22 protein-coding genes are annotated in these 23389 nt (G+C 60.5%); 6 read left to right on the top strand and 16 right to left on the bottom strand.

All coding sequences use genetic code 11. The features are described 5' to 3' along the window. Positions 1-41: 41 nt before the first annotated feature. The gene (locus tag ACZ9BB_RS01815) at positions 42-797 is read right to left on the bottom strand and encodes a COG4705 family protein (RefSeq protein ID WP_476212289.1); all 756 of its coding nucleotides are present in this window, start codon (positions 795-797) and stop codon (positions 42-44) included. Between the two features lie 214 nt (positions 798-1011). Between ACZ9BB_RS01815 and ACZ9BB_RS01810 the strand changes: the two genes are divergently transcribed. Then, complete coding sequence (locus ACZ9BB_RS01810; RefSeq protein ID WP_476212288.1) at positions 1012-1641, top strand: flavin reductase family protein; 630 nt, start codon at positions 1012-1014, stop codon at positions 1639-1641. On the opposite strand, the gene ACZ9BB_RS01805 is transcribed toward ACZ9BB_RS01810, so the two are convergent. Together ACZ9BB_RS01805 and ACZ9BB_RS01800 are read right to left on the bottom strand one after the other, a co-directional pair. Continuing rightward, the gene (locus ACZ9BB_RS01805) at positions 1642-1872 is read right to left on the bottom strand and encodes a hypothetical protein (RefSeq protein ID WP_007938844.1); all 231 of its coding nucleotides are present in this window, start codon (positions 1870-1872) and stop codon (positions 1642-1644) included. A gap of 41 nt (positions 1873-1913) precedes the next feature. Next, positions 1914-2267 carry a putative quinol monooxygenase gene (locus ACZ9BB_RS01800; protein WP_476212287.1) on the bottom strand — a complete coding sequence of 118 codons (354 nt, stop codon included), beginning with the start codon at positions 2265-2267 and terminating at the stop codon, positions 1914-1916. 336 nt (positions 2268-2603) lie between these two features. Between ACZ9BB_RS01800 and ACZ9BB_RS01795 the strand changes: the two genes are divergently transcribed. After that, a complete protein-coding gene (locus ACZ9BB_RS01795) occupies positions 2604-3533 on the top strand; it encodes an AraC family transcriptional regulator (RefSeq protein ID WP_476212286.1) in 930 nt (309 codons plus the stop codon). A 49-nt stretch (positions 3534-3582) separates the two neighbouring features. Here the strand turns inward: ACZ9BB_RS01795 and ACZ9BB_RS01790 are convergent, their stop codons facing one another. From ACZ9BB_RS01790 to ACZ9BB_RS01765, 6 genes are all read right to left on the bottom strand, one after another. Continuing rightward, positions 3583-4638, bottom strand: coding sequence for an ABC transporter ATP-binding protein (locus tag ACZ9BB_RS01790; protein WP_476212285.1), 1056 nt, complete (start codon positions 4636-4638; stop codon positions 3583-3585). 17 nt (positions 4639-4655) lie between these two features. Further along, complete coding sequence (locus ACZ9BB_RS01785; protein ID WP_476212284.1) at positions 4656-5504, bottom strand: ABC transporter permease; 849 nt, start codon at positions 5502-5504, stop codon at positions 4656-4658. Further along, a complete protein-coding gene (locus tag ACZ9BB_RS01780) occupies positions 5501-6409 on the bottom strand; it encodes an ABC transporter permease (protein WP_476212283.1) in 909 nt (302 codons plus the stop codon). The genes ACZ9BB_RS01785 and ACZ9BB_RS01780 overlap by 4 nt, the downstream gene beginning before the upstream one ends. A gap of 203 nt (positions 6410-6612) precedes the next feature. Next, positions 6613-7716 carry an extracellular solute-binding protein gene (locus ACZ9BB_RS01775; protein WP_476212282.1) on the bottom strand — a complete coding sequence of 368 codons (1104 nt, stop codon included), beginning with the start codon at positions 7714-7716 and terminating at the stop codon, positions 6613-6615. A 218-nt stretch (positions 7717-7934) separates the two neighbouring features. After that, a complete protein-coding gene (locus ACZ9BB_RS01770; protein ID WP_476212281.1) occupies positions 7935-9383 on the bottom strand; it encodes an aldehyde dehydrogenase family protein in 1449 nt (482 codons plus the stop codon). Further along, complete coding sequence (locus tag ACZ9BB_RS01765) at positions 9380-11017, bottom strand: 5-guanidino-2-oxopentanoate decarboxylase (RefSeq protein WP_476212280.1); 1638 nt, start codon at positions 11015-11017, stop codon at positions 9380-9382. Before ACZ9BB_RS01765 ends, ACZ9BB_RS01770 begins: the two co-directional genes overlap by 4 nt. A 159-nt stretch (positions 11018-11176) precedes the next feature. Between ACZ9BB_RS01765 and ACZ9BB_RS01760 the strand changes: the two genes are divergently transcribed. After that, positions 11177-12058, top strand: coding sequence for a LysR substrate-binding domain-containing protein (locus ACZ9BB_RS01760; protein ID WP_476212279.1), 882 nt, complete (start codon positions 11177-11179; stop codon positions 12056-12058). Between the two features lie 60 nt (positions 12059-12118). On the opposite strand, the gene ACZ9BB_RS01755 is transcribed toward ACZ9BB_RS01760, so the two are convergent. Next, positions 12119-12733: an NAD(P)-dependent oxidoreductase gene (locus tag ACZ9BB_RS01755; protein WP_476212278.1), complete on the bottom strand. Its 615-nt coding sequence runs from the start codon at positions 12731-12733 to the stop codon at positions 12119-12121. 203 nt (positions 12734-12936) lie between these two features. Beyond that, on the bottom strand, positions 12937-13821 hold the full coding sequence (locus tag ACZ9BB_RS01750) for an MBL fold metallo-hydrolase (protein ID WP_476212277.1): 885 nt from the start codon (positions 13819-13821) through the stop codon (positions 12937-12939). A gap of 114 nt (positions 13822-13935) precedes the next feature. Between ACZ9BB_RS01750 and ACZ9BB_RS01745 the strand changes: the two genes are divergently transcribed. Next, on the top strand, positions 13936-14841 hold the full coding sequence (locus ACZ9BB_RS01745) for a LysR family transcriptional regulator (RefSeq protein ID WP_476212276.1): 906 nt from the start codon (positions 13936-13938) through the stop codon (positions 14839-14841). Between the two features lie 455 nt (positions 14842-15296). Here the strand turns inward: ACZ9BB_RS01745 and ACZ9BB_RS01740 are convergent, their stop codons facing one another. Beyond that, on the bottom strand, positions 15297-16208 hold the full coding sequence (locus ACZ9BB_RS01740; protein ID WP_476212275.1) for a helix-turn-helix domain-containing protein: 912 nt from the start codon (positions 16206-16208) through the stop codon (positions 15297-15299). Between the two features lie 178 nt (positions 16209-16386). Here ACZ9BB_RS01740 and pobA point away from each other — a divergent pair, with 178 nt between their 5' ends. Further along, complete coding sequence (gene pobA, locus ACZ9BB_RS01735; protein ID WP_476212274.1) at positions 16387-17580, top strand: 4-hydroxybenzoate 3-monooxygenase; 1194 nt, start codon at positions 16387-16389, stop codon at positions 17578-17580. Positions 17581-17658: 78 nt separating this feature from the next. Further along, a complete protein-coding gene (locus ACZ9BB_RS01730; RefSeq protein WP_476212273.1) occupies positions 17659-19176 on the top strand; it encodes an MDR family MFS transporter in 1518 nt (505 codons plus the stop codon). 83 nt (positions 19177-19259) lie between these two features. Here ACZ9BB_RS01730 and ACZ9BB_RS01725 read toward each other — a convergent pair whose 3' ends face one another. The 4 genes from ACZ9BB_RS01725 to ACZ9BB_RS01710 form a co-directional block, all read right to left on the bottom strand. Beyond that, positions 19260-20108: a cache domain-containing protein gene (locus ACZ9BB_RS01725; RefSeq protein ID WP_476212272.1), complete on the bottom strand. Its 849-nt coding sequence runs from the start codon at positions 20106-20108 to the stop codon at positions 19260-19262. 285 nt (positions 20109-20393) lie between these two features. Further along, positions 20394-21260, bottom strand: a complete 867-nt coding sequence (locus ACZ9BB_RS01720) for an ATPase (RefSeq protein ID WP_476212271.1) — start codon at positions 21258-21260, stop codon at positions 20394-20396. 116 nt (positions 21261-21376) lie between these two features. After that, positions 21377-22369 (bottom strand): NAD-dependent epimerase/dehydratase family protein, encoded by a 993-nt coding sequence (locus ACZ9BB_RS01715; protein WP_476212270.1) that lies wholly within the window; start codon positions 22367-22369, stop codon positions 21377-21379. An 82-nt stretch (positions 22370-22451) separates the two neighbouring features. Further along, the gene (locus ACZ9BB_RS01710) at positions 22452-23345 is read right to left on the bottom strand and encodes a LysR family transcriptional regulator ArgP (RefSeq protein WP_476212269.1); all 894 of its coding nucleotides are present in this window, start codon (positions 23343-23345) and stop codon (positions 22452-22454) included. Positions 23346-23389: the final 44 nt, after the last annotated feature.

Genomic DNA, 23389 nt, shown 5'->3' with positions numbered 1-23389 from the left:
GGGCGGCGATCCGACTTGCCCGCGAAGGCCGCACCTCGGTCTTAAGACAACTCGGCCGCCGTCTGCTTCGCGTACTTGCCCTGCACGTAAGAAGCCCCCGCAATCATCACCACCAGAATCCCCGCCAACACCAGCGACGAGCCGACGGTGCCGAAATCCAGGCCACCCTTTGCATGGGGTTTGGTCAGGAAGTCACCCAGCGTTGCGCCGAATGGCCGCGTCAGCACAAACGCCCCCCAGAACAGCAGCACCGACGAAATCTTCGTGAAGTGTTTCAACAGCACCACCAGCGCAATGGTCGAGCCGATCAGCAGTGCGCCGCCGGCAAAACCCAGGCCCGAGTCGTCGGCCAGGTAATCGCCGAGAGCCGTACCCAAGGTGTTGGAAAACAGAATCGCCATCCAATAGAACATCTCGCCACGGAAGGTCTGCACCTTGGTGACGTTCAGCGAATCGCCGCTCAAGCGCCAGGCTGCGAAAATCCCCAGCAAAATTGCAATCAGGATCATCGATCCCGTGGCGTAGCCCAACTCAAGCGTGCGGTCCATGAAGTCGGACATGGTGGTGCCGGCCGTGCTGGTCGACAGAATCACGATCCAGTACAGCACCGGTTTGTAGGTTTTGGACATCAACTGCGTGACCAGCGTCAGCACAAAGACGCTGATCAGGATCAGCGAGCTGATGGCGTAACCGACATTAAGGGTCATCGATAACAAATCCCCTGCGGTTTCACCCAGGGTCGTCGCGCAGATTTTCATGACCCAGAACGCCAGGGTGATCTGAGGAAGTTTATTCATTCAAGGCAAGCTCCAGTTCGTGGCGGTCGTTTCTTCGGGTTATTGACCGGTGCGCAGACTGGCGGTGGAGCGGTGAAAAATAGGTAAGTGCAGGATGAAAATTCTGTCACTCAAGCAAAAGAGCGCGATTTTTGCAGTAACAAAATCCCGAGCTGGAATTTGTACGATACGGCCTGCACTATTTGCCATCCCGAACGCCCCAGGAATTCACTCCATGCCCGACGACATCCATTTCTACGAACCCGCCAACGGCCACGGCCTGCCCCATGACCCGTTCAACGCCATCGTCGGCCCGCGCCCCATTGGCTGGATTTCTTCCCAGGATGCCAATGGCCGTTTGAACCTGGCGCCCTACAGCTTCTTCAACGCCTTCAACTACATCCCGCCGATCATTGGGTTTTCCAGTGTCGGGCGCAAAGACAGCCTGAACAACATCGAGCAGACCGGCGAATTCGTCTGGAACCTGGCGACTCGTCCACTGGCTGAGCAGATGAACCAGAGCTGCGCCACGGTCGGGCCTGAGGTCAATGAGTTCGAGCTGTCCGGGCTGACCACCGTCGCGTCGAAAATCATTCAGGTGCCACGGGTCGCCGAAAGCCCGGTGTCCTTCGAGTGCAAGGTCACGCAGATCATTCAGTTGCAACGCGCCAACCAGGAAGTGGTGCCGAGCTGGCTGATTCTCGGCGAAGTAGTCGCCGTGCATATCGCCAAATGGCTATTGAAGGATGGGGTATACGACACCGCCGCGGCAGAACCGATTCTGCGCGGCGGCGGGCCAGCGGATTATTTTCAGCTGGGGCCAGAGGCACTGTTCAAGATGTATCGCCCGGGGGCGGTCAAGTGATTACCAGAGCAGGTCTGCGTCTTCTTTAACGTCTTTGAGGCGGGTCAGCTCTTTGGCCGCGGCCTCGTCGGCTTCATGAGCGGTCTTGAAAGTCTGGCCTTCCAGCACTTTATGAAAAACCGGGGCACCGGAACCACCGAGGGCTTTGACGGCAATCGCGGCGTGGTAACCGCCCTCGCCCGGTACTACTGCTGAAACGGCTTCGAAGTGTTCAAAGGCTTTACGTGCCATGTCGCGGATCCTGGCTAATGGAGAGTTGCGCCATTAAACCCTCAACCGGCCAGTTTGTGTACCGCTGCCTGGGACTGGCCGAGGGCCTGGGCCGCCGAGACATCCTTGAACGTATGGAAATCCAGGCTGTTGACCACCAGATCCTGCACCAGCTCGGCAAAAATCTGCATCGCCGGGCTGCCGAAGTAAGCGGTCATGGCCTGTTGGCTGGCCCAGAAACCGGACACCAGCCACAGCTCGGGATCGCATTGCGAGTGCTGCAGGGCAAAACTCAGGCAACCCGGTGCGCTGCGCGACGGCTCGATCAGTGCGCTCAGGCGCGCACCGAGTTCTGCCGAGCGCCCGGCGCGGGCGCGAACGAAGGCCATATGACTGACGGGGATCTGCGTAGACATGTTCAACCCTCCCAGGGAGTCGAGTGGCAGCCGTGGGACGGGCTGCGACAGGATCCAAGATTAGGCGGCGCATCACAGTCAGCGTTAGTCGATTTCTGCCGGCTTATTGCACAATCCTGCGCAACTGCAAAAAGCCTCTGTAACAGCGCGCAAAGTACTGCCACACCGCTGTCACACCACTTTTAAGCAAGTTTCATCCACATTGCCCTGCTATGGCAGCCTCGTGTATTCACCCCGCGCAGAATCAGGCAAGCTTTTGACAGGATGTGTCTACCGCTGTCCCTTGCACAAATTTAAGCTCGGCCCATGACCAACACTTCACGGAGGATTCCCTGCATGTCGTCGCTCGATCACTTTCAGGCTCCGCTTCCCGCTGACATGGAAAAACAGCGCGCGGAACTGGCCGACCTCATCCGTCGCAACACGCTGGACGATGGTTCCTATGCCACCGCCGTCGGTTCGCTGTTCATGTCGCGTCACAGCAAATCCCATGATTTCGCCCCGGGGCTGGCCCAACCGGCCCTGTGCATCATGGCCCAGGGACGCAAGGAAGTTCGATTGGCGGACGAACACTTCAATTACGACCCGCTGAATTACCTGGTGGTATCGGTCTCGATGCCCCTGAGCGGGCGGGTGGTGAATGCCTCGCCCGAAGAACCGATCCTCGCGGTGCGGCTGGACATCGACCCGGCGGAAATCACCGCGCTGATTGCCGACGCAGGCCCCATCGGCCTGCCCACACGGCCCACGGGCCGAGGCCTGTATGTCGAGCGGATCGACGCGGCCATGCTCGACGCCGTGCTGCGCCTGGCGCGTTTGCTGGACACACCGAAAGACATCGCCATGCTGGCGCCGCTGATTCGTCGGGAGATTCTGTATCGGCTGTTACGCAGCCAGCAGGGGCATCGGCTGTATGAGATTGCCATCGCCAACAGCCAGAGCCATCGCATCGGCCAGGCGATCAAATGGCTCAACGGCAATTATGAGCAACCGCTGCGCATCGATGATCTGGCGCGGGAAGTGAACCTGAGCGTGTCGACGCTGCATCACCGGTTCAAGGCGATGACGGCGATGAGTCCGTTGCAGTATCAGAAACAGCTGCGCCTGCAAGAGGCGCGGCGGTTGATGCTTGCTGAAGGCCTGGAAGCTTCGGCGGCGGGTTATCGGGTGGGCTATGAAAGCCCCTCGCAGTTCAGCCGTGAGTACAGCCGATTGTTCGGGGCACCGCCGCTGCGGGATTTGGCGCGGTTGCGGTTGAGTGTTTAGCCGAGTTTGATGTTGATTGTTCCGGCCTGCTCGCGATGAGGCCAGTAAGTCAGGCGCTCAACACTCGGCACGCCTCAGCCGGCAATGTCACCGACACCGGATTGCCAATGCTCAACCCAACCCCCTGACACGGCGTACTCAACGCCGTAAACGACACCCCGGAACACTCGACAGTCGTTTCAATCGTCGCACCGATATCCCGCACAAAGGTCACCTTCCCGAGCAAGCGATTGCCCGCCGTGGCCTGGGGTTGCGACAGTTGCAGGTCTTCGGGGCGAATCAGCATTTTGACTTTCTCCCCCACCACAATGCTGCTGCAGATCGGCACTTGCAGCGCATCGCCGCCCGGCAAGCTGACCTTGCCGTTACCCAGCGCCGTGGCCGGGAAAATATTCCCCGAACCGATAAAGTCCGCGACGAACTCATTGGCCGGATGCCGGTAAATTTCAATCGGCGAGCCCACCTGCTGCACCCGATGTTCACCCAGCACCACAACGATGTCGGCCATGGTCATGGCTTCGCGCTGGTCGTGGGTGACCATGATGGTGGTGATATTCAAGCGCTGTTGCAGCTGACGGATTTCCACCTGCATCGACTCGCGCAGCTTGGCGTCCAGCGCCGACAGTGGTTCGTCGAGCAGCAGGATTTTCGGCCGCGAGGCAATCGCCCGGGCAATCGCCACACGCTGACGCTGACCGCCGGAGAGTTTTGCCACCGGGCGATCAATCATCTCCTGCAGCTGAATCAGCTCCAGCAACTCCACCACCCGTGCCTGCTGATCAGCCTTGCTTACACCACGCAGTTTCAGCGGATAGGCAATGTTCTCCCCCACCGTCATGTGCGGGAACAGCGCCAGCGATTGAAACACCATGCCGAAATTGCGCTGATGCGCAGGCGTATGGCCGATGTCTTCACCGTCCAGGCGAATTTCGCCGCCGGTCAGGGTTTCCAGCCCGGCGATCATTCGCAGCAAGGTGGTTTTACCGCAGCCCGACGGACCGAGGAAACACACCAGTTTGCCCTCGGGCAAATGCAGGTTTACATCCTTTACCGCGCAGGCCGAGCCGTAATGTTTCTCGACGCTTTCCAGAATCAGACCAGTCATTTGAATCACCTCAAGAATCAGAACGAAACGCCGCCTTCGCCAACCAACTTTTCCAGCGCCCAAATGAGCACGAAGTCGATCAGCACGATCAGCACGGCAAACGAGAAAACGGTAGGGTCGAGCGAAGACACGGTGCGGCTGTACATCCAGATCGGCACGGTCATGACGTCGATGGTGTAGAGGAAATAGGTCACGGTGAATTCGTTGAACGAGACGATGAACGCCAGCAGCATGCCCGCCAGAATCCCCGACTTCATCAGCGGTACCACCACATCGACAATCGCCCGCAGCGGTGAAGCACCGAGCATCTGCGCGGCCTCTTCGACTTCGCTGCCGATGGAGAGCATCGCCGCGGTACAGTTTTTCACCACGAACGGCAGCGCCAGAATCACATGGGCAATCACCAGCCGCGAGGTGGTGATCTGGAATGGCAGGCTGTCGAACACCAGCAGCAAGGCCAGGCCCAACACCACCATCGGGAATACCAGTGGCAGCGACATCAATTGCAGCGCCACGGCTTTGCCGCGGAACTCGCAACGGGTCAGCGCGTAAGCCGCCGGCACCGCGATGATCGTGGCGAAGATCATGGTCAGGCACGCCACCATCAGGCTGGTGGTCATGGCTTTGCCAAGGCTCAGCACATCGCTGGAGTCCGGCGAGACGAAGGTGTGCCAGGCGGCCTTGTACCATTGCAGGCTGTAGCTGCTGGGCGGAAAGTCGAGGTTCGACGCACCGCTGAACGACATGACGATCATGGTCAGGATCGGCAATACCGCCAGCAGCAGGATGAAGCCCGAGAGGATGCCGGCGAACTTGCCGGTATCGCCCGGCAGCAGCGACTGACGCTTCTTGATCAAAGTGCTCATTGCGAAGCCTCCAGCATGCGCCGACGACGGCCGGTGATGTATTCGGACAAGGTCATGATGGCGAGCGTGGTAACGATCAGCACCACGCCGGCAGCGGACGCGGCGGGCCAGTTCATCAGCGGGGCGATCTGGTCATGGACCATCACCGCCAGCATCGGCACGCGCCGACCGCCGAGCAGCAAAGGCACCACGAAGCTGCTGGCGTTGTAGGCGAACACCAGCGTCGCGCCGGTGATAATCCCCGGCAAACTCATCGGCAACACCACTTGGCGGAACACCTGCAAGCGACTGGCGCCGAGGGTGGCAGCGGCTTCTTCGTAAGTGCGGGCGACGCCGCGCATGGCGCTGGCAATCGGCAGCACGGCCAACGGGAACGCGGTTTGCACCAGGCCCATCAACACGCCGTTCTGGTTGTACAGCAGCATGATCGGCCGCTTGATCAGGCCCAGGCCCATCAGCGCCTGATTGAGCATCCCGCCGGGGCCGAGAATCACCAGCCAGCCGTAGCTTTGCAGCAGCAGGTTGACCAGCAAGGGCAGCAGCACCGCCGCGAGGAAGATCCGCCGCACAAACGGTGAGGTCAGTCGCGACATGGTGTAGGCCACCGGGATCGCCAGCAACACCGCAATCACCGCACTGATCAGCGCCAGGCGCAACGTCAGCAGCAAGGATTTGAGGTAATAGGGTTCCAGCAATTGGGCGTAACTGGCCAGGCTGAAGCCGGACCACTCCGCGCCTTTGGTGCCGACGCTCATGCGCAGTACCAAAAGGCTCGCGGCAATCAGCACGCCGAGAAACAGCATCGACGGCGAGAGGAAAAACCAGGCGCGCGCCGTCGGTGAGACACCCCGGTTGACGCGCACGGGTGCGGCGCTTACCGGATGGGTCAGAGGTTGGTGTTCCATAGCAAGGGTCTCGTCAATGGAAAGCAGCAAGACTGAGATTCGGCAAAACCTGTGGCGAGGGAGCTTGCTCCCGCTCGGCTGCGTAGCAGCCGCAAAACCAGGCACCGCGTTCTATCTGAAAAGGCGCGGTGATTGATTGGGGTCGCTGCGCGACCCAGCGGGAGCAAGCTCCCTCGCCACAATGAATCTTCAAACCGCAGAAATCAGGAAGAAAAGATTTCCGTGTAGCGACGAATCCATTGGTCATGCACGGTGGCCAGGAAGGCGTTGTCGTGCATGATCGCCTTCTCGGCAATCTGCTCCGGCGTGAGGATGTAGGGGCTCTTGCGCGCTTCGGCGGAGATGATCGCCTTGGCGTTGACCGGGCCGTTGTAGATGTCTTCAGCCATCTTGCCCTGCACCAGCGGGTCCAGAGAGTGGTTGATGAAGGCATAGGCCAGGTCGGTATCGCCCGGACGGTTCTTCGGCATTACCGAGAGCATCAGGTCGGTGTAGAAGCCTTCCTTCATGCCGAAAGTAGCCCCCAGGCCGTAGGCCGGGTCGCGGATCTGTTTCGGGAAAAATGCCGGCGCGTACAAGCCGCCCATGTCCAGAGAGCCGGTGCGGAACAGCTCGGCGATCTGGTTCGGGTTTTCGCCCAGGGTCACCACACGGCTCTTGAGCTCGGCGAGTTTCTTGAAGCCCGGTTCGATGTTGTGTTCGTCACCACCGGCCAGTTTGGCGGCGATGATGATCAGGTCCATGGCCTCGGTCCAGTTCGGCGGAGGCAGGAAAATGTTCGGCGCCAGGTCAGCGTCCCACATCGCGGCGTAGCTGTCCGGGGCTTCTTTCTGGGTGCGGGTGCTGTAGACCAGGCTGTTGCACCACAACAGATAACCGATACCGTGGCCATTGGCGCCGGTGCGGTACTTCTCCGGTACATCCACCAGGTTGGGAATGCGGTTGAGGTCGGGTTTTTCCAGCAGGTTGGCGGCGGCCAAGCCTTCGGCACCGACGCCGGCCAGGGTGATGATGTCGTACTGCGGACGATCACCGCCGGCCTTGAGTTTGGCGACCATTTCCGAGGTGCTGCCGGTGCGGTCAGCAATGACCTTGCAGCCGTACTTGTCTTCGAAGGTGGCCGCGATGTTGCGCAGTGCTGCCAGGCCAGTATCATCGGACCAGGTCAGCAGGCGCAGGGTCTTGCCCGCAAAGCGCGTATCGCTGGCATTGGCCTTGATGAACGGCATGCTCATGGCTGCGGCGGCTACCGACGCCACACCCACGGTTTTGATGAATTGACGTCTGTTCAGATCATGCTTGCCCATGAAGGACTCCCTTTGTTTTTTTAAGTATGAGGTTGGTCGCAACCGTTGCATCCGCGCGGCCAGATCGGCTTGAAGTCCCCGGTTTCAAAGGACTTGAGCTTGACCTGCGGGTTCATCCTGAGGTCGTGCAAAACACCTGACTATCGATAAAAACTCATTGAAGCCATGACACTGGCGCATGCCTCCTTTCGAGGCATGCGCTCACCTTTTTCGTGCTGTCAGACGGCCCGAATCACATGCTTGATTTCCTGGAACGCCTGCAAACCCCACGGCCCCAATTCGCGGCCGATGCTGCTCTGTTTGTAGCCACCCCAGGCGGTCTGCGGGAAGATCACTTGCGGCGCGTTGACCCACACAAGCCCCGCCTGCAAAGCGTTGGCGACCCGATCGGCGGCCTCGCTGTCGCGCGTGACCACACTGGCGACCAGGCCGAACGGGCTGTCGTTGGCCAGGGCAATCGCCTCAGCCTCGGAGGTGAAACTGCGCACGCAGATCACCGGGCCGAAAATCTCTTCGCACCACAGCGCACTGTCGAGGGGCGCGTCGATGAAAATGGTCGGCTGCAAAAAATAGCCGCGCGACAGGTCTGCCGGACGATTGCCGCCGCAGATCAACTTCGCGCCAGTGCTCAAACCGCGATCGATGTGGCCCAGCACCCGCTGGTATTGCGCCTGATTGACCAGCGCGCCCATTTCCACGTTCGGGTCGAACGGGTCGGCCACGCGAATGGCTTCGGCGCGCGCCTTCAATCGCGCGACAAACTCATCCGCCAACTCATCGGCGACCAGCACGCGACTGGTGGCCGAACACATCTGCCCGGCGTTGAAGAAACCGCCGCCACAGGCCACTTCAACCGCCAGTTCGAGGTCGGCATCGGCGAGCACCAGCAGCGAGGATTTACCACCCAACTCCAGGCTCACACCTTTCACCGTTTCAGCCGCTCGCTGCATCACCTGCACGCCCACCGAATTGCTGCCGGTGAAGGAAATTTTGGCGATGTGCGGGTCAGCCGACAGCGGCGCACCAACCGCCAGGCCGGTGCCGCAGACCAGATTGAACACACCGTTTGGCAGACCTGCTTCGGCAATGATCGTCGCCAATTCCAGCTCTGGCAGCGGCGTCACTTCCGACGGTTTGAGCACCACGCAGCAACCGGCGGCCAGGGCCGGGGCAAGTTTCCAGGCGGTGGTGACCATCGGGAAATTCCACGGCACGATCAGCCCCACCACACCGCACGGTTCGCGGCGCAAACGGGCACTGAAATCGTCGCTCGGCAACGCCACGGCGCTGTCTTGTTTCGCGTCCAGGCCTTCGGCCAGCTCAGCGTAATACTCGAAGGTCGCAATCACATCGTCGACATCGATGGCCGCTTCGAACAGCGGTTTGCCGTTGTTGCTCGACTGCAACTTCATCAACTGTTCGCGCCCGGCCTGCACGCCTGCGGCGATTCTGCGCAGGATCGCCCCGCGCTCGGTACCGGTGGTTTTCGACCATTGCTTGAACGCGTTGGCCGCTGCGGTGACGGCCTGATCGACAGCGTGTGCATCGCCGCCATTCACGGTGGTCAGCAGGGCTTCGGTCGCCGGGTTGATCACGCGTAAGTGTTCATGGCCGGCGGCCCATTGGCCGTTGATGTACAGGCCATCCAAAGTAGTTGGAAAAGTCATTGCGACACCGCCTTCATCCACTCGGTCTGGTCGATTTCAATCAGGGTCGGGCCCTGGCGATCGGTGGCGAGGCGCAACGCATCACGCAACCCGTCCACACTGCTGACCGCTTCGGCCGCGCAGCCCAGGGCTTTGGCCACACCGATAAAATCGGGGGTGTAGATGTCCACGCCCACCGGCTCGATGGCGCGGTTGACCATGTACTTCTTGATCTCTTCGTAGCCCTGGTTATTCCACAGCAACACGATCACCGGCGTACGCGCTTCCACCGCGCTGGCCAGTTCCGGCAGGGTGAATTGCAGGCCGCCATCGCCGATCAGGCACACCACCGGAGGGCGTGCGCCGCCCTCGATGCGGCCACCGAGCCAGGCGCCAATCGCCGCCGGCAAGGCGTAACCGAGGGTGCCGTAACCGGTGGACGAGTTGAACCAGCGACGCGGGCGTTCCGGGTTGAAGGTCAGGTTGCCGGTGTACACCGGTTGGGTCGAGTCGCCGACGAACACCGCGTTCGGCAATTCATACAGCACAGTCTCCAGGAAACGGGTCTGGGCCAGGGTCGGGGCGTCCCAGGTGGCGGCGAGTTCTTCTCGCAAGCGAGCGGCGCGGACCTGACCCCAATCGTTGCGGCGCTCGGCCAGCGACTTGTGGGACAGCGCGCTCAACAGGGCCTGGGCGGCATTGCGCGAGTCGGCCACCAACGCGACTTTCGGCGGGTAATTACGCACGGTCTGGTCAGGGTCGATGTCCACGCGCAGCAGCACGCCTGGGATTTCGAAGCCGCCGGCGAAGGTGACGTCGTAATCGGTTTCGGCCAGTTCAGTACCGATGGCCAGCACCACGTCGGCCTCGGCCACCAGCGCACGGGTCGCCACCAGGCTTTGGGTCGAACCGATCAGCAGCGGATGGCGGGATTCGAGCAGGCCCTTGGCATTGATGGTCAGGGCCACCGGCGCATCCAATAGCTCGGCCAGTTCAGCCAACTCGGCCGCGGCATCGATGGCGCCGCCACCGGCGAGAATCAATGGGCGCTTGGCACCGGCCAGCAAGTCGGTCATGCGGCTGATCGCACTGGGCGAAGCACCGGCACGATCGATGTTCACCGGCACGCTGGCGAGCAAGTCATCGGCCTCTTCGACCAATACGTCCAACGGGATTTCAATGTGCACCGGACGCGGACGACCGGCCTGGAACAGCGCGAAGGCCCGCGCCAACACGCCCGGCAACTCCGCCGCCGACATCAAGGTATGGGAGAACGCTGCCACGCCGCCGACCAGTGCGCTTTGGTTTGGCAGCTCATGCAGCTTGCCGCGACCGCCGCCCAATTGGCTGCGCGATTGCACGCTGGAAATCACCAGCATCGGTATCGAGTCGGCGTAAGCCTGACCCATGGCGGTGGTGATGTTGGTCATGCCGGGGCCGGTGATGATGAAGCACACACCCGGTTTACCGCTGGTACGTGCGTAACCGTCGGCCATGAAACCGGCGCCCTGTTCGTGACGCGGAGTGACGTGGTTGATGCTCGAACGGGCCAGCCCGCGATACAGCTCCACGGTATGCACCCCCGGAATGCCGAACACCTGCTCGACCCCGTAACCTTCGAGTAACTTGACCAATACTTCGCCGCACGTCGCCATGTGTTTGCCCTTTTTGTTCGTTTGAGACGCCGGGCCTGCGCAGTGTTTATGATGGCTTGGCAGGTCCAGGGATGGCCTCATTGGAACGGGCGACACGTAGCCGCAACAATGGATAAAAAGTCATACTAGCCATGTCTTCACGTCATACCTTGGATCCCAATGAAACGACTGCCTCCCCTGCCGGCGCTGCACACTTTTCTGATCACCGCGCAGTGCTGCAACTTCACCCGGGCCGCCGAACAGCTGCACATCACCCAAGGCGCGGTGAGCCGGCAGATCGCCGGGCTGGAAGATCATCTGGGTTATGAACTATTCATTCGCCAGGCGCGGGGCTTGAGCCTGACTGCCGAAGGACGGGAATGGCTGCCACGGGTGCAGCAGATTTTCGGGCTGATTGATGAGGCGGTGGATCAGATCGGCGAGAGTCGTGAAACCCTGCAACTGAAAGCGCCAACCTGCGTGATGCGCTGGCTGTTGCCGCGGCTGTTGCAGTGGCAAAAGGAGCGCCCGGACGTGCCGGTTGAATTGACCACTACAGTGAAACATGGCGTGGATTTTCATCGCGAACAGTTCGATGCGGCGGTGATGTATGGCGCGCCTCCGGACAGCTCACTGGCCTCTCGTCATCTGTTCGATGAACAACTGACGCCCGTGTGTTCCCGGCCGCTGCTTGAAGGGCCAATGGCCTTGCAGACACCGGCCGATCTGCAACAGCACCTGTTGCTGCATCCCACCCGCGATGAACGGGACTGGAACGCCTGGCTCAAAGCCGCGGATACTCGCCTGAGCAATGTCGGCAAGGGCCAGCATTTCGAAACCCTGGACCTGGCGATGTCGATGGCCTCACAAGGAACGGGCGTGGCGATTGGCGATTGGTCGTTGATCGGCGATGACCTGAGCGCCGGGCGGCTGGTCATGCCCTTCGAATTGAAGGTGAAAACCGGGTTGGCGTATTACCTGGTGTTCCCCGACAAACCAGAGCCTTCGCCGAAGTTGCGCGAATTGATGGGGTGGTTGGTGGAGCAGGCTCAATCGCGTTGAACCGAAATTCCCCGTAGCAGCTGGCGCAGCCTGCTGCTACGGGGTGCGGTGTTTCGTGGATCAATACCCTACAGTAAACCGCTGGCGGGAATGCTTCGGCGTCTCCACTTCATCAAGCAGCGCAATGGCGAAGTCAGCAAAGGTAATCCAGCTGCGGCCCTGCGCACTCACCAGCAAGTCATCCTTGCCGATTCGAAACGTGCTCGTACGCTCACCTTCGACAAACTCTGCCGACGGCGACAGGAAGGTCCAATCCAGGTCCTGCTCCTGACGCAGGGTGTTGAGGAACGCCGCACCGGCGCTGGCCTCGGCCTTGTACTCCGGCGGAAAGCCTTCGCTGTCGATCACCCGGGTGCCACCCGGCAGCAACAGCGAACCGGCACCGCCCACCACCAGCAAACGCTTGACCCCGGCTTTTTTCACCGGCTCGATGACAGCGCTGGCGGGAATGGTGGAGAAATGCGCAGCGCTGATCACCGCATCATGTCCGGCGACGGCGGCTTGCAATGCAGCGGCATCGAGCACGTCCACGTTTTTGCTCACGACACCGGCACGCTGGCCGATTTTCGAGGTGTCGCGGGCGATGGCGGTGACGCTGTGACCGCGACGCAGGGCTTCTTCCAACAGTTGGCTACCGGCACGACCGGTGGCACCGATGATTGCGATGTTGCTCATGATGTTTCTCCAGTTGCGGTGATGTAGTTGTAGTGACTTGGCAATGCTCATTGTGGCGAGGGAGCTTGCTCCCGCTGGAGTGCGAAGCGCTCCCCCCGCATTTCTTCAGGCTCACCGCATGCTCAGGTTTTACGACTGCTTCGCAGCCGAGCGGGAGCAAGCTCCCTCGCCACAAAGGCTTATTCAGTTTCAGCTGCGGCGGATTACCACTTCATCTCGCCCTTGGCGACTTTGGCGCTCAGCTCAAGCGAGCTTTCTTCGCCCAGGGTCGGGTAGCGTTTTTTCATCGCGCCGATCAACTCGGCAGCATCTTTCGCCTTGGCGGTTTCTTCGTCGAAAGCCTTGATGTAGTCGGCGGTGAACTGCACCGCTGCCAGAGAGCGAGCGCTCTCGCCGAGGTAGTGACCCGGCACGATGGTGTTCGGCTTCAGCGTTTCGATAGCGTGCAGCGTCGTCAGCCAATCGGCATGGGACTGCGGAGTCTGGGTGTCGGCCATCCATACGTGAATGTTTTCAGCAACCACCACGCCTCCCACCACTGCCTTGATCGACGGAATCCACACAAAGCTGCGATCCGGCTGTTTGCTGTCCAGGCCGATCACCTGCAGTTTCTGCCCTTCCAGCATCAGGCTGTCGCCCTTGAATACGTGTGGCACGACGGTTTTGTTCGGTACATCAGCACCCATTTTCGGGCCCCAGAAGGCCAACTTGCCGTCGACGGTTTTTTTGATGTGATCAACGGTTGGTTGCGAGGCCAGCACTTTGGCTTTCGGGAACGCTTTGGTGACGGTGTCGAGGCCGAAGTAGTAATCCGGGTCACCGTGGCTGATGTAGATAGTGGTCAGTTGCTTGCCGCTGGCGCGGATTTTTTCCACCACTTGTTCGGCTTGGGCTTTGCCGAATTGCGCGTCCACCAGAATTGCTTCCTTCTCGCCGCTGACCAGTACCGAGGTCACCGGGAAGATTGCGTTGGTGCCAGGGTTGTAGACCTCCAGCGTCAGGGTGGACGCTGCCGCGGCGTGGGCCACCACGAAGCCGAGCGTGGCGGTTGCCAGAAGGATGCGTCTGAGTGAAGTGAAGCCGATCATCTGTTGCTCCGTTGTCCGAATGCCGTGCTTGGCGATGGGACAGAGCTTAGTTGCCTGGTTCGATACAAAAAATGCGATGCTTGAACATAGTTTGTTTCTGAAAGCGGGCAAATCATGGATCGTCTACAAGCAATGCGGGTGTTCGTCACCGTGGTCGACCTCGGCAGCCAATCGGCCGCCGCGGATCACCTGGACCTGTCACGGCCGGTGGTTTCCCGGTATCTGGCGGAGCTGGAAGATTGGGTCGGCGCGCGCCTGATGCACCGCACCACGCGCAAATTGAGCCTGACCACCGCCGGCAGCGAGATCCTGCCGCGCTGCCAGCAGATGCTCGAGTTGTCCAGCGACATGCAAGCCGCCGTCAGCGAGCCGCACGACGCACCACGCGGCTCGCTGCGGATCAGCGTCAGTACCTCGTTCGGCCAGGCGCAACTGGCGGACGCCATGACGGCTTATGTCAAACGTTACCCCGGCGTCAGCATCGATATGCAAATGCTCGACCGCACGGTGAACCTGGTGGATGAGCGTATCGATCTGGCCATCCGCACCAGCAACGACCTGGACCCGAACCTGATCGCCCGGCGCCTGACGGTCTGCCGCTCGGTGATCTGCGCCTCCCCCGCTTATCTGCGCGAGCACCCGACACCGCAACGGGTCGAGGACCTGAGCCTGCACAATTGCCTGACCCACTCCTATTTCGGCAAGAGCCTGTGGCATTTCGAGCAGGACGGCGAGCCCGTCTCGGTGCCGGTGCAGGGCAACATCAGCGCCAACGAAGCCAGCACATTGTTGCGTGCGGCGATGGCCGGGGCCGGTGTGGTGATGCTGCCTAGTTACCTGGCCGGTGTGCATATCCACAGTGGCGAACTGGTCCGTCTGCTGCCCCAGGCTGAGCCCCGGCAGATGAACATTTATGCGGTGTATGCGTCACGCAAGCACATGCCGGTGGCGTTGCGCAGCATGCTGGATTTTCTGGTTCTCAGATTTCCGCAAGAACCCGCTTGGGATGCAGGCCTGTAAACACCTCTCCTGTGGGGGATATCAGTGTTCTGAATAACGCGTTACATGTCGGGCAACTGCGCTGGCAACTCATCACCGCTGACCTATGCTCAAAGCAGTACCCACGGGTATTCGTTCAGAGGTCACCGCCATGAACATCAGAACAAGAAGATACCTCGCCATTTTCATCACTTGCGCTGCGACACTGGCGCTGTATGGCACGGCAGCCTGGCGCGTCGAGCAGTTGCGACAACAGCCCCGTGACTTCGCGAGCTGCAACTTCGAGCGCTGCATCCCCCACAACGCAAGCCTCAACGCCCTCCGATAACGAACACCCTGTGGCGAAGGGGCTTGTCGGAACGCCGCATCACCCCGTTCGGCTGCGCAGCAGTCGTAATTCGGTGAATGCGGTGTTCTCATTGAAATGCTGGGGTCGCTTCGCGACCCAACGGGGGCAAGCCCCCTCGCCACAGGCTTCAGGCCTCGCTGTCCTGATCGGCAGCGTCCTGATCGGCCTTCAAGCGGTCGCGAAAGGCTTTGGGCGAGATCCCCACGCGACGTCGGAACAGACGTGTGAAGTTGGTGGGATCGGAAAACCCCAACACGTCGGACATTTCGTAAATGGTCATGCTGGTGTAGGTCAGCAAGCGCTTGGCCTCCAGCAATTGACGCTCATGCATGATCTGCAACGCCGGTTGCCCCGCCAGTTCGCGGCACGTGCCGTTGAGGTGGGACACAGAAATCCCCAGCCGATGCGCCAGGTCCTCGACCTTGACGTGCTGGCGATAGGTCTCTTCCACCAACTGAATAAAGCCGTTGAGGTATTCCCGAGCCCGCTGCGGACGCTGGGTGGCGGTTTGGCGCTGAATCACCTGACGGCTGATCCACACCATGATCACGCTGACCAGCGAATGCATGAGCATTTCCCGCGCCGGTTGATGGCCGGTGTATTCGCTTTGCAGCGCTGAAAAAAGGCTATTGAGGTACTCGCTGTCCTTGCCCGCCGGGTAGCTTTCGGCCTGCGCCAGAGCGTTCACCGAATTACCCAGTTGTGCCTGCAGGTGGGCGATCAGCGGCGCGGCCAGTGTGACGACGAACCCTTCGACGTCCTCGGAAAACCGATAACCATGCACCGACAGCGGCGGCAGGATCAGGATGGCCGGCTCAGTCAGCTGTGTGCGTTTACCTTCGATTTCAAGTTCTGCCTGACCTTTGAACACGAACAGCAACTGACACAAATCAGCGTGGCGGTGAGGTTTTATTTCCCACTGATGTTCGCGGCTGCGTTTGGAAATGGTTTCGCAGTGCAACAAATCAGGGGTCGGCCAGTCCAGGCTTTCACCATAGAGTTTGAACACCGGAATCGATGGCAGGTCAGGCTTGTTCATCACTTCAATCCAGGCCTCGGGGTAACGGGGCGATAATCGCACCGATTGGTAAAAAGTACAGGTATCGGCTCAGTTTTCACCTTCAATTGACAGACTCGCAAGTGAAAAATGCAAGTACTCGATCCATAAAAATCATTCACCGGCCTTGGTCGCGTAGAACTTGCGAGTCATAAAAACAATGAAAACACTAAAAACCCAAGTCGCCATCATCGGTGCCGGTCCCTCTGGCTTGCTGCTCGGCCAATTGCTGCATAACGCCGGTATCGACACGCTGATTCTCGAACGCCAGACCCCGGATTATGTACTCGGACGCATCCGCGCCGGAGTCCTCGAACAAGGCATGGTAGAGCTGTTGCGTCAGGCCGGGGTGGGCCGGCGCATGGACACCGAAGGGCTGGTCCACACAGGCTTCGAACTGGCCCTGGATGGGCGCCGGGTACACATTGATTTGCAGGCGTTGACCGGTGGCAAAACCGTGATGATCTATGGCCAGACCGAGGTCACCCGCGACCTGATGGCCGCCCGTCGGGACGCAGGCGCGCAGACCCTTTATGAGGCAAGCAACGTTGTGCCCCACGGCATGAAAACCGCTGACCCCTTTATCACCTTCGACAAGGACGGCGAAACCTGGCGACTCGATTGTGACTACATCGCCGGTTGCGACGGTTTCCATGGCGTGGCACGGCAGTCGATCCCTGCCGATAGCCTGAAGGTATTCGAGCGAATTTATCCCTTCGGCTGGCTGGGGATTCTCGCCGACACGCCTCCCGTTCACGAGGAGTTGGTCTACGCCCGGCATGAGCGGGGTTTTGCGCTGTGCAGCATGCGTTCGCCGACACGCACCCGTTATTACCTTCAGGTCCCGGCCCAGGATCAGGTCGAGGACTGGTCCGATCAGCGCTTCTGGGATGAGCTCAAATCCCGCCTGCCGGCCGCCCTCGCCGAGACACTGGTGACCGGCCCGTCAATCGAAAAAAGCATCGCGCCGCTACGCAGTTTCGTGGTCGAACCGATGCAGTACGGCCGGATGTTCCTGGTCGGCGACGCCGCGCACATTGTTCCGCCTACCGGCGCCAAGGGTTTGAACCTGGCGGCCAGCGACGTCAGTACGTTATTCAATATTCTGCTGAAGGTTTATCGCGAAGGCCGTGTGGACTTATTGGAGAAGTATTCCGAGGTCTGCCTGCGGCGGGTGTGGAAAGCCGAGCGGTTTTCGTGGTGGATGACTTCGATGCTGCATCGCTTCGATGACCACGACGCGTTCAGTCAGCGCATCAGCGAGTCGGAGCTGAGCTATTTTGTGAACTCCGAGGCCGGTCGAAAAACCATCGCGGAAAATTACGTCGGCCTTCCTTATGAGGCTATCGAATAGCCTCCTACCGACTTACACTGGCGAGCATCCCCGCTCGCCTCGGCTCTTGCGGGCCCATCACTGCCCGCAGGTTTACCCGTGACCAATCTCAACCAGCCTGAAACGCGCAAACCGGCCATTCGCAGCGTGCTGATCGCCCTGATGCTGGCGATCTTTCTGGGCGCGCTGGACCAGACCATCGTCGCCGTGTCGATGCCGGCGATTTCCGCGCAATTCAAGGATGTGAGCCTGCTGGCCTGGGTAATTTCCGGGTACATGGTGGCGATGACCGTGGCCGTGCCGATCTACGGCAAACTCGGCGATCTGTATGGCCGTCGCAAGTTGATGCTGTTCGGTATGGGGGTGTTCACCCTGGCGTCGTTGTTCTGCGGCATGGCGCAAAGCATGGAGCAACTGGTGCTGGCGCGGATCCTTCAGGGCATCGGTGCCGGCGGGATGATTTCGGTAAGCCAGGTGATCATCGGCGACATCGTTCCACCCCGCGAGCGCGGTCGTTATCAGGGCTACTTCAGCAGCATGTACGCGGTGGCCAGCGTAGCCGGGCCGGTACTCGGTGGCTACATGACCGAATACCTGTCCTGGCGCTGGGTGTTTCTGATCAATCTTCCACTGGGCCTGGGTGCCTGGCTGGTCGCCTATCGCACGCTGGTGGGGCTGCCGGTGCCGCAACGCAAACCGGTCATCGACTACTTCGGCACATTGCTGATGATCATTGGCCTGACAGCGTTGCTGCTGGGCATCACCCAAATTGGCCAGGGCCATTCGTGGCGCAGCGCCGACGTCTTGGGTTTGCTCGGTTGTGCGGTGGTGGTGCTGGCGATGTTCGTCTGGCATGAACGGCGGGCGCGGGAACCGTTGCTGCCGATGCATTTGTTCGCCAACCGCAATGCGATTCTCTGCTGGTGCACGATTTTCTTCACCAGTTTCCAGGCGATTTCCCTGATCGTGTTGATGCCGCTGCGTTTCCAGAGCGTCACCGGCGCCGGGGCCGACAGCGCCGCACTGCACCTGTTGCCGCTGGCCATGGGCTTGCCGATAGGCGCGTATTTCGCCGGGCGCCAGACTTCGGTGAGCGGTCGTTACAAACCAATGATCCTGACTGGCGCCCTGCTCATGCCGTTCTCGATTCTCGGCATGGCGTTCAGTGCGCCTCAGGCGTTTGTGCTGAGCAGTCTATTCATGTTGCTCAGCGGCATTGCCAGCGGCATGCAGTTCCCGACGTCGCTGGTGGGTACGCAAAACTCGGTGGAACAACGGGACATCGGCGTCGCGACCAGCACCACCAATCTGTTCCGCGCTCTGGGCGGCGCGGTGGGGGTGGCGTTGATGTCGGCGCTGCTGCTGGCGTTACTGCAGGATTCAAGCTTCGCGCATCTGGCCGGCTCGTCGCTGATTGCCGAGGGCAGTTCGGGAAATGTCTTGCTGGACGGTTTGAACGCCGCGCCGGGGGATGCACAAAACGCCCTGCGCGCTGAGCTGCTGCTGACCTTCCGGCATTTGCTGATGGTCAGCGCGGCGGTGTCATTGCTGGGGCTGGCGGCGGCGATTGCCATGCCGAACAGGGTGTTGCGGGGGCGGGAGGACACGGTTCGGTAGATAGACCGAGGTGCGGCCTTCGCGGGCGAGCCTCGCACCTGTAGAGGCTTGCCCGCGAAGACGTCAGCCCGGACACCACCGAATCAAGGGCTGTAATACCCCACCGCCACCAGAAAATGCCCGACCTTTTTCAGGTAGGCATGCTTGTCTTCGACCTTGCCGGTCACCGGGTTTTTCCAGCGGTATTCGTATTCGCCGTCATCCTGCTTGGCCATCAGCGCCAGAATCGGCTCGCCCACCGGTTTGCCTTCCGGGTCCTTGATCTTGCCGAAGTCGGTATTGATCAGGCGCAGATTGGTGCCGTGGGCAACATAGCGCTGGTTATCCAGGTCGACGACAAACACGTACAGGTCATCCTGCAAGTAGCCGCCCTTGAGGGAGTTGATCGCTGTGAGCGTGCCCTTCTCGTTTTTGGCCAGATCGACCGCTGCGTTATCTAGCAACGCTTGCGCCTGTTGCGGCGAGGCCCGTGGCAGGTAGTAACCGACCGCCAGAATCCGCTGGCCGACGCGCTGATAGAACACATGCTTGCGTTCGACTTTACCGTCGGCCCAGTTCTGCCAGCGGTATTCGGCCTGCTGAATTCCGTTGCCCTCAGGCACTTTCAAGGCGTCCTTGAAGGCCTTCTGCACATCCGGCCCAAGCACCTCGGATACATCACGACCGATCAACGCTGAAGATGGCCCACCACTGGCGAGCATCACGCCCTTGGTGTCGACCACGAAGACATAACGATCCTTGTCGACAAACTCGCCCTGACGGCTGAAGGCCGCGAAAGCCTTGTCGCCCTGCTCGTGGTAATAGGCCAGGGCTTTTTCCAGCAAGGCTTTGGCGGCCTGGCTGTCATCCTTTTGTGCCGTGGCGGCGTGAACCGGCCCCAGGCACAGCAATATCATCCCGCCCAGCAAGGCCAGCTTGTGAAGAACCCCCATGGCGCATTCCCCGTTCTTGTTAGTGTTTCAAGAGCGTAGACGGCTTGGGGCTATGTATGAATATTCAGGAAACGGTGGGGAGGTCTGTGCTTTGAAGAGCTTTTCCGTGGCGAGGGAGCTTGCTCCCGCTGGGTGGCGCAGCCGCCCCAATCCATGCGCCGCGTTTTTTCAGATAATGCGCGACGCCTGATTTGCGACTGCTGCGCAGCCGAACGGGGGCAAGCCCCCTCGCCACAGAAGCTCCCTCGCCACAAAAGCCCCATTCCCCATCACTGCATCAGCCAATCAAGGCCGGGTGCGCAGTTGTTGTTGCAGATTCTGGATCTGCGCCTGCAGGGTGTTGATGCTGCGGGTGACCTGGCCACGGAAAGCGTCGAACTCCGCGGTGTTGGAGCCACCTGGCGCGGCGGACGGGCGGTTGTCCTGCTCGCTTTTGAGCACGATCATGTCTTGCTCCAGGCGCTCGATGGCGGCGCTCGGGTTACCTTGTCTCTTCAGCGCGGCGATGTCGGCGCCCAGGCTTTTGAGCTGGGCGTCGACTTTGCTGGTATCAGCCGGAGCGTTTTTCAACGCAGCCAGTTCGCCGCTCAAGGCTTTGACCTGCGCCAGTAACTGAGCGTTGGTGGCTTGCTGTTCGGTGGTTTGCGCACTCATTTGCGCCAGGCGCTTGTCCAGATCGGAAGCCTGGCCGAGCACGCCTTGCTGCTGTTTGCTCTGGTCCTGAAGCTTGCTTTCCAACTGTTTGCTTTGGTCCTGCAGCTTGCCTTCCAGCTGTCTGATTTGCAGCTTCAGCGCTTCACTGTCGGTATTGACGTTGGACTGGCTGGCCACGACCTTGCCGGAAATGTCCTGCAAGCGCCCCGCCGCTTCCTCACTGATGCGCGCGAAACTTTCCTGAGTGGCCACCAGTTGCTGTTCCATCAGCGAGATCTGTTGGAAACTCCACCAGGCAAGGCCGGCGAAGGCAAAGAACAATGCGCCGACCAATGCCCACAGAGGGCCGGTGCTCGGGCCTTTGACCTTGACCACAGGCGCGGTGCGCGAATGTACCGAGGTGCGAGCGGTGGTTGGAAAATCATCGTCATCGAGGGTGTCGGCACGCAGGCTCGGTACATCGTCGAAGTCGTCGTTGGCATCGTTACGCATGGACATTGAGTCAACCTTTGTGGAACGCGGTGATGGCTTGATGCGGCGAAGTATAACCCTCGCTGCCGCACCGGTTGACCCTGAACCCCGAGCTCGGTTCAGTAAGGGGCCGCCCTTGTGTGTCAGCGAATGTCCTGAGCCTTCCACCAGCCGCAGAACTCATCGAGGGCGGTCCAGAGGCTGACTTTCGGATCGTAGTCCAGATAATGCCGTGCGCGGCTGATGTCCAGGGTGAAATTTTTGCTCATTACCTGCATACCCAGCCGCGACAGGGTCGGTTCGGGACGACCCGGCCACAGCTTGCACACGCCTTCGTTGAGCGCGGCAAGGCTGTAGGCCAAACCGTAGGAACGGTAACGGGTAACCTGTGGGACATCCATTTGGCGCATCACGTAATTGACCACATCCCACAACGGCACAGGCGCTCCATTGCTGATGTTGTAGGCCTTGCCCAAGGCCGAACCGCTGGCCAGCAAGCTGCTGAGCAAAGCTTCGTTGAGGTTTTGCACGCTAGTGAAGTCAACCTTGTTCAGGCCATTGCCAATAATCGCCAAGCGCCCTTTGCGCTGCATCTTCAGCAGCCTGGGAAAAATGCTCATGTCACCGGCGCCCGTGACAAAACGCGGGCGCAGGGCCAGGGTTTCGAGGCCGAACTCCTGTGCACCGAAGACTTTTTGCTCGGCCAGGTATTTGGTCGCGGCGTAAGGATGTTTGAAGCGCTTGGGCACCTGCTCTTCGGTCAACCCCAGATGATCGCGGCCATCGAAGTAGATTGACGGCGACGACAAGTGCACCAGGCGCCGCACCCGTTGTTTCAGGCAGGCCTCGACCACGTTCTCGGTGACTTCGACGTTGCCTTGATGAAAGTCCTGATACCGCCCCCACAAACCCACTGCGCCGGCGCAATGCACCACGGCTTCGACGTCTGAACACAAGTCGCGCGCCAGTTGCGGGTCGCTCAAGTCACCCTGAATGAACTCGGCGCCACGGCGCACCAGATGCTCGACGCTCTCGGCCCGGCGACCGTTGACCCGCACGTCCAGGCCCTGCTCCAGGGCGAAACGCGCAAAGCGTCCGCCAATGAAGCCGCTTGCGCCGGTGACCAGAATCTTCATGAGTTGCTCCGAATATTTCGTTTTGCGTTTTGCGCTTTGCATATTGCGTAGGGCGTAGGTCGTGAGGTCTTGACGCTGCCCGTCAGTCCAACGGCACCAGCCATTGCTTCGACGAGCGCACCAATTGGTCGGTGAGTACCCCCAGCAACTGACCGCCATTGCGCCAATGATGCCAGTACAGCGGCACATCGATCGGCCTATCTGGCAAAAGCTCCACCAATTGACCGCGCTCCAGCTGCTCGCGCACCTGCAATTCGGGCACCAGCCCCCAACCAAGTCCCGCTTCCGTAAGACGAAGAAATCCTTCGGACGATGGGCATAAATGGTGTTCGAAACCGCCATCCACGCCGAGGGACGCAAGGTAGCGATGCTGTAGGAAATCGTCCGGGCCAAACACCAGGGCCGGGGTTTTGGCCAACTGGTCGGCGCGCACACCTTCGGGAAAATGCCGGGCGATGAAGGCCGGGCTGGCCATCGCACGGTAGCGCATCGCCCCCAACAGCACACTACGCGCACCGGCCACCGGCCGTTCACTGGCGCAAACGCAAGCCGCTACTTCGCCTGCGCGCATGCGTTTGAGGCCGACGGTCTGGTCTTCCACCACCAGGTCGAGCAACAGATGTTGTTCGGCGCAAAAATCCCCTACCGCCCCGGCCCACCACGTTGCCAGGCTGTCGGCGTTCAGCGCGATGCGCAGGCGTTCCGGCATGCCTTCTTCGTCCAGTGCCGGCACCAGGGTTTGCAGATCGCGTTCCAGCAGCCGCACCTGCTGCACATGGTTGAGCAATCGCCGGCCAATCTCCGTCGGCGCCGGAGGCGTGACCCGCACCAGCACCGGTTGGCCGACCCGTGCCTCCAGCAGTTTGATCCGCTGGGAGATGGCCGATTGGGACAAGCCCAACACCTGCGCGGCGCGTTCGAATCCGGCCTGCTCGATCACCGCGGCGAGCGCGGACAGTAATTTGTAGTCGAACATCAGTTTTCCTAATGAGCGATCAGCACTATTGGTTTTTCTTATAC

The organism is Pseudomonas sp. TE3552, assembly GCF_056278945.1.
The sequence above is the reverse complement of the archived record's forward strand: the minus strand, read 5'-3'. Positions and strand labels throughout refer to the sequence as shown.

Excerpts from the sequence above, each read along its gene's own strand:
- ACZ9BB_RS01745 (WP_476212276.1), top strand. The coding sequence starts at position 13,936 with ATGGATCGTCTACAAGCAATGCGGGTGTTCGTCACCGTGGTCGACCTC.
- ACZ9BB_RS01790 (WP_476212285.1), bottom strand. The coding sequence starts at position 4,638 with ATGACTGGTCTGATTCTGGAAAGCGTCGAGAAACATTACGGCTCGGCC.
- ACZ9BB_RS01815 (WP_476212289.1), bottom strand. The coding sequence starts at position 797 with ATGAATAAACTTCCTCAGATCACCCTGGCGTTCTGGGTCATGAAAATC.
- ACZ9BB_RS01760 (WP_476212279.1), top strand. The coding sequence starts at position 11,177 with ATGAAACGACTGCCTCCCCTGCCGGCGCTGCACACTTTTCTGATCACC.
- ACZ9BB_RS01775 (WP_476212282.1), bottom strand. The coding sequence starts at position 7,716 with ATGGGCAAGCATGATCTGAACAGACGTCAATTCATCAAAACCGTGGGT.
- ACZ9BB_RS01785 (WP_476212284.1), bottom strand. The coding sequence starts at position 5,504 with ATGAGCACTTTGATCAAGAAGCGTCAGTCGCTGCTGCCGGGCGATACC.
- ACZ9BB_RS01750 (WP_476212277.1), bottom strand. The coding sequence starts at position 13,821 with ATGATCGGCTTCACTTCACTCAGACGCATCCTTCTGGCAACCGCCACG.
- ACZ9BB_RS01805 (WP_007938844.1), bottom strand. The coding sequence starts at position 1,872 with ATGGCACGTAAAGCCTTTGAACACTTCGAAGCCGTTTCAGCAGTAGTA.
- ACZ9BB_RS01765 (WP_476212280.1), bottom strand. The coding sequence starts at position 11,017 with ATGGCGACGTGCGGCGAAGTATTGGTCAAGTTACTCGAAGGTTACGGG.
- ACZ9BB_RS01715 (WP_476212270.1), bottom strand. The coding sequence starts at position 22,369 with ATGAAGATTCTGGTCACCGGCGCAAGCGGCTTCATTGGCGGACGCTTT.
- ACZ9BB_RS01740 (WP_476212275.1), bottom strand. The coding sequence starts at position 16,208 with ATGAACAAGCCTGACCTGCCATCGATTCCGGTGTTCAAACTCTATGGT.
- ACZ9BB_RS01770 (WP_476212281.1), bottom strand. The coding sequence starts at position 9,383 with ATGACTTTTCCAACTACTTTGGATGGCCTGTACATCAACGGCCAATGG.
- pobA (WP_476212274.1), top strand. The coding sequence starts at position 16,387 with ATGAAAACACTAAAAACCCAAGTCGCCATCATCGGTGCCGGTCCCTCT.
- ACZ9BB_RS01795 (WP_476212286.1), top strand. The coding sequence starts at position 2,604 with ATGTCGTCGCTCGATCACTTTCAGGCTCCGCTTCCCGCTGACATGGAA.
- ACZ9BB_RS01810 (WP_476212288.1), top strand. The coding sequence starts at position 1,012 with ATGCCCGACGACATCCATTTCTACGAACCCGCCAACGGCCACGGCCTG.
- ACZ9BB_RS01800 (WP_476212287.1), bottom strand. The coding sequence starts at position 2,267 with ATGTCTACGCAGATCCCCGTCAGTCATATGGCCTTCGTTCGCGCCCGC.
- ACZ9BB_RS01780 (WP_476212283.1), bottom strand. The coding sequence starts at position 6,409 with ATGGAACACCAACCTCTGACCCATCCGGTAAGCGCCGCACCCGTGCGC.
- ACZ9BB_RS01755 (WP_476212278.1), bottom strand. The coding sequence starts at position 12,733 with ATGAGCAACATCGCAATCATCGGTGCCACCGGTCGTGCCGGTAGCCAA.
- ACZ9BB_RS01725 (WP_476212272.1), bottom strand. The coding sequence starts at position 20,108 with ATGGGGGTTCTTCACAAGCTGGCCTTGCTGGGCGGGATGATATTGCTG.
- ACZ9BB_RS01710 (WP_476212269.1), bottom strand. The coding sequence starts at position 23,345 with ATGTTCGACTACAAATTACTGTCCGCGCTCGCCGCGGTGATCGAGCAG.
- ACZ9BB_RS01720 (WP_476212271.1), bottom strand. The coding sequence starts at position 21,260 with ATGTCCATGCGTAACGATGCCAACGACGACTTCGACGATGTACCGAGC.